Below are 13,475 nucleotides of genomic sequence, written 5' to 3'. Positions count from 1 at the left end.
GGGGCTTTTTCTATCTAAGTGGACGATGGAATTCAGGAATTACCCATGTCTTAGCGCCGCAGAGCGACCAAGAATAGACAATGTCGTACCATTATGGAGCAGGGCACTCATCGCTGGGTTTAACCACCCTAGTGCGGCTGCAAGCATGATTCCGCTATTCACGTACTCAGCAATTTTAATATTGGAGTTGATCACATGCATGGCGATGTTAGCAAGTTCGCGCGCTTCAGCTAATCCAGACAAATGGTCACGAAGTAGAACTACGTCCGCGACTTGGCGGGCGAGTTCGGTTCCTCGGCCCATCGCAACACCAACATCTGCCGCGGTGAGTGCTGGAGCATCGTTAACACCATCACCGACAAACATAACAGTGCGACCTTCTGCTTGAAGTGCTTCGACAATAGTCGATTTCTCAGAAGGTACCGCTTCGGCAAAGATACGATCTAGCTTCAACTCATTGCCAAGGATACTGGCTTTGAATTGGCTATCACCCGTAATCATGATCAGCTCTTTTACGCCAAACTGGCGAAGGGCATTCAGGGTTTCTAGCGCATCTTCACGTAAGTGATCACGTAAGCCAATCATGCCAATCAACACATTTTGATGAGAGATAAAGATAAGGTGGCGACCTTGCGCCTCGTATTTCTTAATCACATCTTCAAATGGCGTGAAGTCAACATCCTCATGCACTTCTAGGAAGTGACGGCTACCCATAACCAACTCATGTTCGTTCATTGTGCTCTTGAGACCGTGTGCAATCACGTACTCCACTTCACCATGCTCGATGTGCGGCAGTTGGTTGTGCTTGGCAGCGTTTACTACAGCTTGAGATAGTGGGTGGTTACTGTGCTCTTCTACCGAGGCAGCAATCGCTAGCAAGTCACGTGCAGAGTTCGAGTCGCAGAGGGGAATGACATCCGTTACCTGCATATCACCATGCGTGAGTGTCCCTGTTTTATCGAACACACAAGTGTCGATTTTCACTAACTTCTCAATTGCACTACCGCCTTTAAACAAGATGCCTTGTTGCGCAGCACGGTACATGATGGACTTGAACGTTACTGGGGTACTCAGTTTCAAGGCACAGGAATAATCGACAAGAAACACCGATGCAACGCGGTTGATGTCTTGAGTGAGTGCGAAGACAGCTGCACCAATCCCTAAAGTGATTTTTACACGGCGATTTGCCATGTCTTGTGTGACTTGTTGAATTTCACTTTTTTCACTCAACGAGTCGTAAATCAACTTAGCAATTTTTGCGGTTGTTGCTTCACTTCCGACTTTATCAACACGAACTTGAATAGTGCCTTCATGGACACTAGTACCAGAGTAAACAACCGCGCTCTCTTCACGACGAACAGGCACGTTCTCACCAGTAAGAGATGATTGGTTGATTAACGCCGCGCCTTTTACAATGGTGCCGTCAACAGGAATCGATACGCCAGGAGCCAGTTCGATGATGTCATCAACATTCAGTTCCGTCGAGTTGACTTGAGTGCGGTCTGACCCATCGACGCGCCAAACGATCGACTCTTGAGGGCGCATTAAATCAGCCAATAGTTGGTCACTATTACGACTGGTTTTTTGCTCCATGTATTCCCCAAGGCTGATCAAGCTTTGCGTCATCATTGCGGTACGATAATCACCGCGCCAAGCTGAGAGACCAACGGCAATCGCATCCAAAACTTCAACCGAGATGTTTTTGTCTTTTAGGTCGCTCACACCTTCAAACAGCGTTGGGGCAATTAAGGTAGCTGTTGAAAGTGCGCCCCATTTGTTTGGCAGCAAAGCTGCAGCGATAGTGCCAATCACATTCATTGCAATATCGCCGCGAGTGAACTTATGTTCCGTTTCTTCTTGCGTTGCGTCGTTTAAATCAAGCTGGTTTAAACGCTCTTCGACAGTTTTTGCTTGCAGCAATTGCGTGTCGTATTCCACTACAACAGAATGAGCAGATTCGTTCACTCGCACCGCACTAATGCCTTGGATCGCCATTAAACTGGTTTCAATCCAAGTACCCACATCTTTGTGATGTCTCAGTGCTGATGCTTTAAAGCGGATTCGACCGGGAAAGTGATGCTTTACCTGAATCGAGATCATTCTTCGCCTTTGTAAAGGTTACGGTAGTATTCCAGCTCTGCTTGGGTGTCTTCCAAACGCTCTTTTAGTTCTTCAACTTCGCCACGAACCGCAGACCACGCTTTTTCGCCAGTCGTAGCAACGCCTTGTTGGAACTTTTTATTGGTTAGGAGGTAAGCAACTGCAGCGCCTGCAGCCACACCCATAGCGAAATGGGTTTTGGAGTTTTGCTTTTTGTAAGGTTGTTCTGCAGGTTGTTGTTCAGCCGCTTGGTTTTGTTGTTGCGGATATCCGTAATAAGGGTAGCCGCAGTATGGGTTGTTATTGTTCATTTTTAGAGTCCGAAGCTTGATCCATAAGGTAAAGGCCTGCTGCACCGACGCTGAGAATCGTCAGCATGGAGAGTGCAGGGCGGCCTGCCATTTTTTCTGCCACATAAGTTGTCGCACCAGCGATAGCTGCGGTTTTTAGCGCGGATTTCGCTGCGTTAGTCGCCATTTCATTGGTGTCGATATTGCCAGCTTTGTGCTCTTTCCATTGGCTGGCAATCGTTGCACTACCGCCGGCTATAGCACCAACGAGCATAGCGCGATTGGCAGAACTGAGTTTATTGGCTGAATTACTCATGTTCTTTAATAACGGGTTGGCCATCTTCACCTTCGCTTTCTTCGCGAGGCGCTTTTTCTGCTACTTCTTTGATTGCAGGTTCTTCTTTGTGGCGCTCTACAGACTCTTGAAAGCCTTGCTTGCCGGCAGCGTAAGTATCTTTGAAGATCTCGCTACCTGTTGAAACGTTCTCTTTGACTGCGCTTGCGGTATTAACAGCGCCTTCTTTTACGCTCGAACCACCAGATTTCAGCATATCGCCAGCACCTGATACCAAGCCCATTAGTTTGCCGCGCACATTTTCATTGCTAAGTAGAAGTGCTGCTGCAGCGCCTACCATAGCGCCTTTCCAAAACTCTTTATCGTTCATACCGAAAGTTCCTAATATCTCTTTAAACATGCCTGCTTCTTCACCTAGAGCGCCTTCTAGCATTGCCTGAGCCTGCTCGAATAATGGGTCGCTCTCCGGTGTTTCAGGAGTCTGTGGTGGTTGTTGAGGTTGAGGTGGGTGTTGCATCATCCCCGGATGTGGCCAGTGTGGAGGTGGTGGCATCATTCCTGGATGGAATTGTGCCCCCATGCCCGGTGGCATTTGGTGGGGATGACAAAATGCAGGATGTGGGAAATGCGGCATCATACCCATTTGATGAGGCATCAGCATTGGCGGCATTTCACCGTTTTGCATGCTTGCCATGTAAGCATTCGCCATTTCCTTTTGCATTTCCACCATAGCCTTGAAGTAGGCTTCGTATGGATTTGCATTGTTCAATGAGTCACTCATGAACGTTCTCCATTTAAGTCCAATTGCTCAGCGATCGAATAGCATGCTTGTTCTGCAGCCTGTTCTGAATCCGAAAACAACGCGTCAATCGCCTTAGGGTTGACTGTCATTGGGTCGTATTCGATGACGATGCTTCCCGTCGCACTGTTCAATTTGTAGTTTTTGAACGCAGGAATAGAAGAAATGGCTTTCTCGATGTCGTCACTACGGAATTTGGCAAGGTGCGCTACGATGCCCAGCTTGTATTTGAGTCTTACTCTTCCCGGGATATGGTGGCCAATCGATACCCACTTTCTTAGTTTTAAGGCCTGGTCGACGTACTGTTTCATAAAAAAATTATACGGTAAGCAAAGTGCGATTCATTGGGAAAAACGATCATGTGACAAACTAATTACAAATGTTTTGCGCTTAATCAATTTCAGTGGTACTGTTGCAAACAGTAATAGTTATCATTTGGATTGGTGCTAGCATGAATACTTACATTCACAAGACAAATCAGCGACTTAGAGTTCGTTCTGACTACATTAAAGATCACCCTAATGAGGTTGCGGAACTGATTTGTCAGTTGGAAGAGATTGATGCCGTACACGAAATTAAGCACAAGCGATACGCAGGTTCGGTTGCTATCAGTTTTGATAGTGAAGAGCTTGATTGTGATAGCCTGATGGAAATTCTAGAAAGTCACCATTGGACGCAAAGTAGCGAAAAACCATCTTTTGTTGAGAAAGCGATGGTCAGTGGAACGAAGAGTCTCGTGAAAGGATTAACAGGGGTCGCTTTAACCCGAATTGTTGGCCCATCAGTCAGCCGAGTGATCATGAACTTGGCCTAAATGACCGCGAAAAATGAATAGCAAAAAGCCCGACGTGATGTCGGGCTTTTTTGATCTAATCTGTGGGTGCTAGCGCGTTAATTTATGCGCTCAACCTAAACTTTTTAGCTGCACATTTACAAATGCCGTTAGAAAGAGCAGGGCATCGTTTGCAAGGTGGTGACTTTAAGGGTAAATGTCCCACTGATTTTACCGAAAATGCAGGTGCTGCATCATTGGCAGATTGCTTAGGTAGTGGCGTTGACGCTTTTTTAGCTGAAGTAGTGAAATCGACCACACCTCCCGAATCGTTAAACCAAGACAACAGCGGATTGAGTGGGGCGGCAAGTTCATAAGCTGCGCTCATTGCAGCTTGGTTTGCTACGCCTTTTAGCTCATTAACGAGTTCACTTTGTAATGAAGAAGTGCGGGATTGAGATGTGACAACGCTACCTAATGCATTGTTCTTTAATACACTAAGTTGTTTGTTTGAAGAAGAGGCGACTTTCTTAACCGCTTTCTTCTTCAATTTTTTGAGCGCTTTCTTCGCGTTCATTGCAAAACCTCATACGATAACTGCTGATAATTTAGCAGTAATGCGATTGAAAATAAATCTCATTTAAGGTTTGAAAGCGCAATTTTTTACTTTAGTTGGCTTTGTCCCTAAGCAACCAAGTAAGAAGCCTCTAGCAGGTAAGTTTTAGCATCGCCCAACAAAGCAAATTCTTTGTCGATAGCTTTAAAACGTTCATCAATAGAGTCCGTCGCCACAATTTGGCTAAAGGCTTTTACCGAGAAAGTTTCGTTAGACTTGAAAAACTGATGCACGTTTTCCAATTGAACTTTGTGGATGTGCTCCACCTTGCTTAATGCGGTGGTTAGATCTGAAATGTTAATCGACATTGCTGCTCAAGCGCCTTATCTATTGACCATGTGGTCATATGACTGGGTTTTATAGTTTTCGCTAAGGGTATCTCATGCAATGTGTCTCAAATATGATTGAGATCAGGGAGGGAGCATTTATTGTACATATCCGTCGGTAGGCGGTGGGCATTGGTGCTTATTTGCCGCAGTGACCATGAGACTGACGACATAGCTCTTCTAGCCATTTGAGGTGGTATTTTCTCAACCTTTTTGGTGCGAAGTATTTGGTAAGCCAAGTCATGCCACCACGTTGCGTGCTTTCGGTGACAATACTGCAACCGGTTTTGGTTGGTTCCAACACCCACGCGTGATACATATCAACGCCGCCTTTTTTCCCTTTCCAAGCCAAGCGCTGATGCTGTGTGTATTCCACAACCGTACAATGAAAGTCGAGCCAAGAGGCTTTCCAACGAAACATGGTGTTTTTGCACAATGTACTGTCACCACTTAGGATCTGCACCATGGTTTTTCCGTCTCGCCACGCAGGCCATTCATGAGCACGAACTAAGTGTTGCCATACAACCTCGGGAGGTTCAGGGATTTCGATTTGGCTACGCACATGAATGTGAGAATGTTTGGGATGATAATAATCCGGCCAGATAACTTCCGATTTGTTCATCTAAGCAACACCTTGTGACACTCGTTCTTATTAGCTTAGGAGAATCCGGTACGAAGTGCCGAAACACTTCGCCCTAAAGTTATTAAAAGTACAAACCAAGACCGATTAAGAAGCCATGCGAAGCGGTATCGTATTCAAAGGTTCCTTCGTTTACGTAATCAACCCAAGTGGATTTATAAGCGAGGTTAACGTCTGACCAATCATTAATGTGGTAACGCAAACCAAATTGGGTCGCATAGGTAAAGTTGGTGTCTTTACCTAAACCGGCATCCAAGCTGGCATGAAAGCGCCAATCTTTGGTTAGGTCATTGATCCATCGAACACCCATTAGAAAATCAACCCAGTCTTCTTTGATGTTGAGTCTATCCACCAGAATACGGTTATCGTTGCGGTAAACCTTGCCCTTGATGTCGTTATCCCACCAACGTAAGCCAAACATGTAATCGATCATGCCGAAGGAGTAGGTTTCACGCTGAAATGCTTTTGCTTCGAGAACGCCCTGACGGATCTCCAAATCAGCACGATAGCTGACATTTGGGAGAATACCTGACAGGTTATTTACGTCACCACTGAGGTCCATAAAACTGTAATCGATGTAGTAACCCCATTTGTTTTGATATACCCCTTCAAGTCTTGCCATAGCACCAATGTCGAGATGATCCATGATGAACTTTGGATCGACATCGAGACTGGAAGAGAAGTTACCCATGGTGGTATCACCATTGATATTTAGGGCGAGCATGTAGATCTCGACACTGTGTTGCCAGTTACTTGGTGGGGATTGCGTCTCTTCTGCTATTGCGTTTGGCGCCACTGCAAGCGAGGAAATAAGGGCGATAGAAGGGAAGGTCATCTTAGCCATATCAACGTCCGTGTTTGTAATCGTTATTAAATGAATCGCACAAAATTAGCGTAGAGCATGGATTGCAGTAATTCAAAATCTCAGGTTTATGGATAACTTTCTTTTCAATTCAGCGTGATACCGATTCTCTATGATCGAGCTAAGATCTTTTTTGTAAATAACTCTAGACCGACCGGTTTGTATCGTGTATTCTTTAACCATCGAAGAGCGTGGTAACGCGTTCAAAATTCAACGTCGATGGAATGACATTTGACGGAGAATCCCAGATGAAAATCGAAAACGTCCTGCTATCCGGTTTGTGTATTTTGGCGCCTTTATTGATGTTTGCTTAAGGACACACAGGCTCCATCAAGCCTCTTTCAAAAACGCATTAGTTATGCAACTTGTTTAATTTGTTAATTTAACTACGCTGTATGTGAAACAGCGAATCAGGAGATGTCATGAAAATTCAAAGTATTTTTCTTCTCTTAGCTGCGGCAGGTCTTACCCCAATTGCACTTTCTTATGGTTTTTCACCGGTTGACTCGCTCTCATTTTTATTTGGGATTGATGCATCCTCGGTGAACGTTAGCCACATTTTCCGAGCGGTCATGGGATTGTATTTAGCGCTCGCTATGTTTTGGGTAATGGGGGCGATGAGCACCAAATATCGTCTACCTGCACTGTATAGCTTGGTCATTTTTATGTGGGGCTTAGCGATGGGAAGGCTCTTGAGTTTGCTAGTAGACGGAATGCCGCATTGGTTGTTAGTCGTGTATCTATTTTTGGAGTTCGGCTTTGGCTTGGTGGGGCTGAAGATGATCAGAAAAGAAGAGCAAACAGCATAAGGAAAATTTATGAAAGGGATACTTCGTCGTATAGCGCTAGGATTGGCTTCATTGATGTCCTTCGCTGCAACTGCAGCGCAGGACCAACCCAATATCTTCGTGATATTTACTGATGATATTGGTGTCTCTAACGTCAGCGCTTATCACCGTGGGTTGATGAGTAGCCAGACGCCAAACATTGATAGCATCGCTGAAAAAGGCATGTTACTTACCGATTATTACGCCCAGCCATCTTGTACTGCTGGGCGTTCTGCTTTTTTAACTGGGCAATTACCGGTAAGAACAGGCATGCACACTGTCGGCCTACCTGGTGGTCCTGTTGGGCTTAACCAAAATACGCCAACTCTGCCTGAGTTACTTAAAGAGCTTGGTTACGTCACAGGGCAGTTTGGTAAAAACCATTTAGGTGATCGCGATGAGTTTCTTCCAACCATGCACGGCTTTGACGAGTATTGGGGTTGGCTTTACCACCTAAACGCAATGGAATACACCGAAGATCCTGATTGGCCGAAGGATGAAGCTTTCCAAAAGTTTGCGCCACGTAATGTGATTCACGCAAAAGCCGATGGAAAAGGTGGCCAGTCGATTAAAGATGATGGCGCTCTCACCATTGAGCGAATGCGTACTCTTGATGATGAGGTCAACAAGCATGCGATCGATTTTATTGAGCGTGCGGTGAAGGCCGAAAAACCTTTCTTTACTTGGTACTGTCCATCGAGAGGTCATGTATGGACGCATCTCTCTCCGAAATATGAAGCTATGCTTGGAACTAACGGTTGGGGATTGCAAGAGGTCGTGATGAAAGACCTCGATGACCACGTTGGAGAAATGCTTGCGAAGCTTGAAGAGCTCGGCGTTGCTGACAACACCATAGTGATCTTCACCGCCGATAATGGGCCTGAGATCATGACATGGCCAGACGGAGGCATGACGCCTTTCCATGGTGAGAAAGGAACAACATGGGAGGGTGGGGTTAGAGCACCTTTCTTGATCAGTTGGCCTGAAAAAATCCCAGCAAATAAAGTCAGCAACGGTATGTTTGATGGTATGGATCTACTGCCGACGTTGGTCGAAGCTGCTGGTGGTCCTGCTGATTTAAAACAGCAAATGCTGAAAGGTTACAAAGGCCACAAAGCACACCTTGATGGCTACAACCAAATGGAAATGCTAACCAACAACGGCAAATCTAATCGCAATGAAATCTTTTACTACGAGCGCGATAAACTGCAAGCCGTTCGTGTGGGGGATTGGAAAGCGCATTTTGTGGTACAAAACCACGGTTGGAGTGGTCCGAAAGAAGAGTTGAATGCGCCACTGTTATTCAACCTACGCCAAGATCCTTATGAACGGGCGGAAGAAGAATCCGGGATGTACTTAAAATGGATGGGGCAGAAAATGTGGGCCTTTGGTCCTGCCCAAGCCGCTGTTCAGCAGCATTTGGAAACCTTCAAGAAGTGGCCTCCAGTGACGCCAGAAACACCTGCAGAAACCGTCGGTGGAGTCGGGAATTAGCATTACCCATCTAATAAACATAAAGCCAGCGAAATGCTGGCTTTGTTGTCTTTATCTTGATGGTTTATCTCGATATATGTGCTGTGTTTTACCGAGTATGTGAGAGGTTCTGCTTACTCGTTTAGCAGCTTGACGGTGGTTTGCATCGCATCATCTAGAATTGCGCGATCTTTTTGCATTGCCGCAAGCAAGGTATAACCCAACCACAAGCTAAACAGTGTTTTTGCTGTTTGTTCCGGTGCAGACAAACTAAGCGTGCCTTCTTGATTGCTGCGCTCAAAGAAAGTCGTCATTTTCTCAATCATTTTCTTAGTGCCAACAGCCATTTCACTTTGCATTTCAGTGTCGTGACCAGAAACTTCACCAGCGAGTTTGACGACTAAGCATTGAATACGAAAATCGTCGGTCAACTTAACGACGCACCAATCATCAAAGTAAGCTTGCACGCGTTCGCTTGGCGCTTTGGACTCGTCACTCAAAAAGCGTTCGAGACGCTCAAGGTGCGTTTCAAAGTAGTCGTGCAGCAAAATCGCACCAAAGTGTTCTTTTGATTTGAAGTAGTGATAAAACGACCCTTTAGTACCTTCTGCTTCGTTGATGATCTTCATTAAACCCACACCAGCAAAGCCGTGTTCATTGATCAAATGCAATCCGGCATCGAGCAACGCTTGTCGCATGTCTTTCATTCTTTATCACTCACTAAAAGGGCAGGGTTACAGTGTATCGGGAAAACAAGGGGAGAAAAAGTCGCCCACTCAGAGAACTGAATGGGCGAGGTGTGTTATAGCTGAGCGGCGATTTGATCTGTCAGGTTGTTCAAACCTACCGATAGTGCATCGACAAGCGCATCGTAGCCTTCATCTTGTAAAGGCATGCTGATTTTGACTGGTGCGCTGGTCTTCACCTTGCCGTTAGCATCAACAAGGAGCCATTCACCTTCGATCTCAGCGTTGCCTTCATAACTGCCATTGAACTTACTTAGTGACAATTGAAGCTTGTTTTCGTCACTCTGATCGAGCAGGTTATTCACTTCTACCGGCCAGTATTGGCTTTGCTTGCTGCGCAATTCGTCGATTACACGCGTCGTGATTTGTTCAGAGATACTGTGCGCCCACTGATTGTGTTTCGCTTGGATGATCTGAGTCTCTGAAGCGCGATACACAATGCCACTGTCGGCAAGGTAGCTTGCCAATTCAACTGGGCGAACCACAAGTTGTGGGCGTTGTGCGATCATGGTATCGCTTACCTTTGCTGAGCTTGCTTCCGGTAAGACATACAAAGCGCCTGTGTCTTCAGGAGCACTACTACAGCCTGCCAATAGGGCAGAAATCAATAAAAGTCCGCGTTTCATCATTTTTGCCCTCTCGCTGGAATTGGATCGCTCACTTCATCTTCACCAAACACCAATGAGTTTGGTTTTTCATTCAATTGTTTTAGCACCGGTTTGAACTCAGTCATTACTTTTTCAAGCTCTTTCAGTGTTGATTCCATTTCGCTGTACATGGTGGAGTTTGGACCGTAGCCATCCAACGTTCTTTGAAGTTGCTCTAGGCTCTTGCGAATGTCCGCAGGAATCGCTTTGGTGTCGTCTTGGTTGAGGAGACGATCCACACTGCTTGCAACACGCTCTGCCGAAGCCAGCGTCTTTTCTGAGTTCTTCAGTGTTCTGTTAAGTGAGTTCAACGTGTCTTCCATTGGTAAGCTGTTTAGCTTGGTTAGGAAGTCATTCACTTGGCGCTGAACCTGAGCAAAGCCACCTTGTTTGGTCGGGAACACGTCAAAGTCTTCGAATTTGCTCGGCACGTATGGGTCTTCATCTGGGTAGAAGTCGGTGTCGATGTATAGAGCGCCCGTTAGTAAGTTACCGGTTTTTAGTGTACCGCGAAGTCCTTTAGCAAACTCTTCTGTCAGCTTTTCTTTGAACAGCGGCAATTTGTCTGCGGGTAGGTTGTTGTACACGCGACCCAATTCGATACGTACTAGGACAGGAATCTTCTTCGCAGAGAAATCTTCTTCCGGCGTTGGCATACGCATTGGCACTTTCATTACCGTACCGATACGAAGGCCACGATATTCCACGGGTGCTTTGCGTTTTAGACCACGTACCGATTCTTCAAACATCATTACGAATTGAATGTAGTCGTCGTACATGCCTTCGCGCACTTGCTTCACATCATCGAACAGACGGAAGTGTGTCATGTCTTCTTTGATTTCATCACCATCGCCAATGCCAGAAATGGTGTCGAAGGTGACCCCACCGGTAATCATGCTCTCTAGTGAGCCAAATTTCACTTCAAAGCCTTCCGCATTAAGCTGTAAATCGACACCAGAGCTTAACCAGAAATGGGTTTTGGTACGTACTAGGCTGTCGTATGGCTTGAAGATAAACAATTGGTATAAAGCGCGGCGAGTGTCGACATCGAAGCTCGTCGTTTCAACTCGGCCTACCGTAAAGCCTTTGTAGATAACGGGATCACCAACCCCAAGTTTGCCTGCTTCTTTATGAGTCAAAACAATGCGCAAACCTTCTGCATCTGGAGAGGCCACTGGCGGCACATCAAGCACATCAAAGCGTTCTTTCTCAACCTGAGAGTTACCTGGTTGAAGCTGGATGTACGCACCTGACAACAAGGTTTCTAGACCAGATACACCTTCACGACCGATACGCGGTTTTACCACCCAGAACATCGAGTCTTCACGCAGCATGCGTTTGGCATCTTTGTTCATTTGCGCCGTTGCAATGATGTGATCGTAGTCTTCGCTAAGCTTGACGTCGGTGATCACCCCAACTTTCACGTTCAGTGCTTTAATTTCGGTTTTGCCGACTTCAATGCCTTCTGCAGTTGGTAGCTTCAGCGTGATCTCTGGACCGGTACTGTTGATGTATTGGAACAACATCCACGCTCCCATCGCTAACGCAAGGATCGGGATGATCCAAATCGCAGAGACCTGCTTTTGCGGTTTTATTTGAGCGGTTGTCTTGTTCTCATCACTCATATTTGGCTTTCTCAGTTAAGTTATTAGTCATTGGCTCCTGCGCTTCGTTTTGCGGCTTTTGCCACAACAAACGCGAGTCAAAAATCATTGCAGAGAGCATGGTGAAAATTACCACCGCAGCAAAGGAGAGTGCTGCAGGGCCAGGATAGATCGCCATTAAGTTTTGCAATTGCACCAGTGCAACCAAAATTGCGACCACAAAAATATCAATCATTGACCAACGGCCGATGAACTCAGTGATTCGGTAGATTTTTAAACGCGAAATACTTTCTTCCGGCGGCAAGTATTGTGCTTTTTGGGCGTTGTAATACAGCCATGCAAGTGCGAGCATTTTGGCCATCGGAATAAATACACTCGCAAAGAAGATGACCGCAGCAATCGGGTAGGAGCCTAACTTCCACAGCAGAATTACGCCTTCCATAATGGTCGAACCCTCTGAGTGACCAAGGCTCACGGTGTACATCATTGGATAAAGGTTGGCGGGAATGTAGAAAATGATCGAGGCAAACAACAGCGCCCAAGCTTTCTGGATATTATCTCGCGGGTTGTACTTATGAACCGGGCTGCCACAACGGATACATTTCTGATGCTTTTTGTCTTCAATAGGGTTGAGCTGATGGCAGGTGTGGCAACCAATGTGGTTTTCATTGTGGTGCGTGTCACCTTCTTTCACATTCGGCAGCTCAATCGCAGGAATGAAGTGTCCCCACAGCCAACTCTTATCGACCATCGAAATGCACTTCACAACCAAGATGGTGTAAACACAGAATGCCCAGAATGAACTGCCCATGCCAATCTCAGCCAGTGAGGCGATCTTAATTAAGCTCACCAAAACGCCAATTAAGAACACATCGACCATGAGCCAAGGTTCGACTCGGAATAAGATGCGACACAGCGATTTTGCCATGCGAGTTTGTTTCTTCCCTAACGGATGCTTGAGTGATTTTAGCGCTTCAAGGTGAAGAAAGAGGATCAAGCCTACATAAATGGCCGGAAGCACCAAAACCGTTGCCAGCAGTAATGCGCCTAATAGGGCGTTATGAAACTCAGCCAGCATTTTAGCGGCATGCATCAAGGTAATCTCTTGAGAAAGGCCTTGAACACTGAATGACATGAATGGGAAGGAGACACTTAAAACCAAGGTGATCAGGCAAGCCACCGACACAGCAATAACGCTTTGATACGGTTTCGCATTGACTTTGGTTAGCGCATGCTCACAGCGAGGGCACTGGGCTTTTTGACCTTGTTCGATGTCCGGGACGCGAACGACCAAGCCACACTCCTCACAGGAGATCAATTGACGTGAATTAGGTTGAGTGCTCATTCAGTTATTATTTCGTACTTTTAATAACTAAGAATAACCCTTTTTATCGATATGCGCTTGTTTTTGCGGGAATGTTTTACAAGCTTCTTACCTGTTTAAAAGAAAAAACCAGCCACACAGGCCGGTTTGAGCT

16 protein-coding genes are annotated in these 13,475 nt (G+C 46.0%); 3 read left to right on the top strand and 13 right to left on the bottom strand.

Going from position 1 to position 13,475, the window contains the following annotated elements:
* Positions 1-39: 39 nt before the first annotated feature.
* From KIT90_RS08560 to KIT90_RS08540, 5 genes are read right to left on the bottom strand one after another with little or no spacing between them, the layout of a single operon-like run.
* Positions 40-2,100, bottom strand: a complete 2,061-nt coding sequence (locus KIT90_RS08560) for a heavy metal translocating P-type ATPase (RefSeq protein WP_285376258.1) — start codon at positions 2,098-2,100, stop codon at positions 40-42.
* Complete coding sequence (locus KIT90_RS08555) at positions 2,097-2,411, bottom strand: YtxH domain-containing protein (protein WP_285376257.1); 315 nt, start codon at positions 2,409-2,411, stop codon at positions 2,097-2,099. The genes KIT90_RS08560 and KIT90_RS08555 overlap by 4 nt, the downstream gene beginning before the upstream one ends.
* A complete protein-coding gene (locus tag KIT90_RS08550) occupies positions 2,401-2,706 on the bottom strand; it encodes a magnetosome protein MamC (RefSeq protein WP_020197179.1) in 306 nt (101 codons plus the stop codon). The genes KIT90_RS08555 and KIT90_RS08550 overlap by 11 nt, the downstream gene beginning before the upstream one ends.
* Positions 2,699-3,466, bottom strand: coding sequence for a YtxH domain-containing protein (locus KIT90_RS08545; RefSeq protein ID WP_285376254.1), 768 nt, complete (start codon positions 3,464-3,466; stop codon positions 2,699-2,701). The genes KIT90_RS08550 and KIT90_RS08545 overlap by 8 nt, the downstream gene beginning before the upstream one ends.
* A complete protein-coding gene (locus KIT90_RS08540) occupies positions 3,463-3,795 on the bottom strand; it encodes an HMA2 domain-containing protein (RefSeq protein ID WP_078608395.1) in 333 nt (110 codons plus the stop codon). Before KIT90_RS08540 ends, KIT90_RS08545 begins: the two co-directional genes overlap by 4 nt.
* Before the next feature lie 140 nt (positions 3,796-3,935).
* Between KIT90_RS08540 and KIT90_RS08535 the strand changes: the two genes are divergently transcribed.
* Positions 3,936-4,298 (top strand): HMA2 domain-containing protein, encoded by a 363-nt coding sequence (locus tag KIT90_RS08535; RefSeq protein WP_020197182.1) that lies wholly within the window; start codon positions 3,936-3,938, stop codon positions 4,296-4,298.
* A gap of 82 nt (positions 4,299-4,380) precedes the next feature.
* Here KIT90_RS08535 and KIT90_RS08530 read toward each other — a convergent pair whose 3' ends face one another.
* From KIT90_RS08530 to KIT90_RS08515, 4 genes are all read right to left on the bottom strand, one after another.
* On the bottom strand, positions 4,381-4,833 hold the full coding sequence (locus tag KIT90_RS08530; protein ID WP_285376251.1) for a hypothetical protein: 453 nt from the start codon (positions 4,831-4,833) through the stop codon (positions 4,381-4,383).
* Between the two features lie 107 nt (positions 4,834-4,940).
* Positions 4,941-5,180, bottom strand: coding sequence for a hypothetical protein (locus KIT90_RS08525; RefSeq protein ID WP_020197184.1), 240 nt, complete (start codon positions 5,178-5,180; stop codon positions 4,941-4,943).
* A gap of 157 nt (positions 5,181-5,337) precedes the next feature.
* The gene (locus tag KIT90_RS08520) at positions 5,338-5,820 is read right to left on the bottom strand and encodes an SRPBCC domain-containing protein (protein WP_005438955.1); all 483 of its coding nucleotides are present in this window, start codon (positions 5,818-5,820) and stop codon (positions 5,338-5,340) included.
* A gap of 82 nt (positions 5,821-5,902) precedes the next feature.
* A complete protein-coding gene (locus tag KIT90_RS08515) occupies positions 5,903-6,682 on the bottom strand; it encodes a hypothetical protein (protein ID WP_041058115.1) in 780 nt (259 codons plus the stop codon).
* A 440-nt stretch (positions 6,683-7,122) separates the two neighbouring features.
* Between KIT90_RS08515 and KIT90_RS08510 the strand changes: the two genes are divergently transcribed.
* Both KIT90_RS08510 and KIT90_RS08505 read left to right on the top strand, forming a co-directional pair.
* Entirely contained in the window at positions 7,123-7,509 is a 387-nt protein-coding gene (locus KIT90_RS08510; RefSeq protein WP_020197185.1) for a DUF4345 domain-containing protein, read from the top strand.
* A gap of 9 nt (positions 7,510-7,518) precedes the next feature.
* The gene (locus KIT90_RS08505; protein ID WP_038895312.1) at positions 7,519-9,021 is read left to right on the top strand and encodes an arylsulfatase; all 1,503 of its coding nucleotides are present in this window, start codon (positions 7,519-7,521) and stop codon (positions 9,019-9,021) included.
* A gap of 113 nt (positions 9,022-9,134) precedes the next feature.
* Here the strand turns inward: KIT90_RS08505 and KIT90_RS08500 are convergent, their stop codons facing one another.
* From KIT90_RS08500 to KIT90_RS08485, 4 genes are all read right to left on the bottom strand, one after another.
* Positions 9,135-9,707 (bottom strand): TetR/AcrR family transcriptional regulator, encoded by a 573-nt coding sequence (locus KIT90_RS08500; RefSeq protein WP_132698050.1) that lies wholly within the window; start codon positions 9,705-9,707, stop codon positions 9,135-9,137.
* 95 nt (positions 9,708-9,802) lie between these two features.
* Complete coding sequence (locus tag KIT90_RS08495) at positions 9,803-10,372, bottom strand: membrane integrity-associated transporter subunit PqiC (protein ID WP_264405685.1); 570 nt, start codon at positions 10,370-10,372, stop codon at positions 9,803-9,805.
* The gene (pqiB, locus tag KIT90_RS08490) at positions 10,372-12,018 is read right to left on the bottom strand and encodes an intermembrane transport protein PqiB (RefSeq protein ID WP_020197188.1); all 1,647 of its coding nucleotides are present in this window, start codon (positions 12,016-12,018) and stop codon (positions 10,372-10,374) included. Before pqiB ends, KIT90_RS08495 begins: the two co-directional genes overlap by 1 nt.
* Complete coding sequence (locus tag KIT90_RS08485; RefSeq protein WP_038895308.1) at positions 12,011-13,342, bottom strand: paraquat-inducible protein A; 1,332 nt, start codon at positions 13,340-13,342, stop codon at positions 12,011-12,013. The genes pqiB and KIT90_RS08485 overlap by 8 nt, the downstream gene beginning before the upstream one ends.
* Positions 13,343-13,475 lie beyond the last annotated feature (133 nt).

Source organism: Vibrio sp. B172a, from assembly GCF_030248355.1.
In the GTDB taxonomy this organism is placed as follows: domain Bacteria; phylum Pseudomonadota; class Gammaproteobacteria; order Enterobacterales; family Vibrionaceae; genus Vibrio; species Vibrio owensii.
The sequence above is the reverse complement of the archived record's forward strand: the minus strand, read 5'-3'. Positions and strand labels throughout refer to the sequence as shown.

Bases quoted from the DNA above. Each gene is read 5' to 3' on its own strand.
- KIT90_RS08495 (WP_264405685.1), bottom strand. From the start codon at position 10,372: ATGAAACGCGGACTTTTATTGATTTCTGCCCTATTGGCAGGCTGTAGT.
- KIT90_RS08550 (WP_020197179.1), bottom strand. From the start codon at position 2,706: ATGAGTAATTCAGCCAATAAACTCAGTTCTGCCAATCGCGCTATGCTC.
- KIT90_RS08525 (WP_020197184.1), bottom strand. From the start codon at position 5,180: ATGTCGATTAACATTTCAGATCTAACCACCGCATTAAGCAAGGTGGAG.
- KIT90_RS08500 (WP_132698050.1), bottom strand. From the start codon at position 9,707: ATGAAAGACATGCGACAAGCGTTGCTCGATGCCGGATTGCATTTGATC.
- KIT90_RS08545 (WP_285376254.1), bottom strand. From the start codon at position 3,466: ATGAGTGACTCATTGAACAATGCAAATCCATACGAAGCCTACTTCAAG.
- KIT90_RS08520 (WP_005438955.1), bottom strand. From the start codon at position 5,820: ATGAACAAATCGGAAGTTATCTGGCCGGATTATTATCATCCCAAACAT.
- KIT90_RS08535 (WP_020197182.1), top strand. From the start codon at position 3,936: ATGAATACTTACATTCACAAGACAAATCAGCGACTTAGAGTTCGTTCT.
- KIT90_RS08560 (WP_285376258.1), bottom strand. From the start codon at position 2,100: ATGATCTCGATTCAGGTAAAGCATCACTTTCCCGGTCGAATCCGCTTT.
- KIT90_RS08485 (WP_038895308.1), bottom strand. From the start codon at position 13,342: ATGAGCACTCAACCTAATTCACGTCAATTGATCTCCTGTGAGGAGTGT.
- KIT90_RS08515 (WP_041058115.1), bottom strand. From the start codon at position 6,682: ATGGCTAAGATGACCTTCCCTTCTATCGCCCTTATTTCCTCGCTTGCA.
- KIT90_RS08505 (WP_038895312.1), top strand. From the start codon at position 7,519: ATGAAAGGGATACTTCGTCGTATAGCGCTAGGATTGGCTTCATTGATG.
- KIT90_RS08555 (WP_285376257.1), bottom strand. From the start codon at position 2,411: ATGAACAATAACAACCCATACTGCGGCTACCCTTATTACGGATATCCG.
- KIT90_RS08530 (WP_285376251.1), bottom strand. From the start codon at position 4,833: ATGAACGCGAAGAAAGCGCTCAAAAAATTGAAGAAGAAAGCGGTTAAG.
- KIT90_RS08510 (WP_020197185.1), top strand. From the start codon at position 7,123: ATGAAAATTCAAAGTATTTTTCTTCTCTTAGCTGCGGCAGGTCTTACC.
- pqiB (WP_020197188.1), bottom strand. From the start codon at position 12,018: ATGAGTGATGAGAACAAGACAACCGCTCAAATAAAACCGCAAAAGCAG.
- KIT90_RS08540 (WP_078608395.1), bottom strand. From the start codon at position 3,795: ATGAAACAGTACGTCGACCAGGCCTTAAAACTAAGAAAGTGGGTATCG.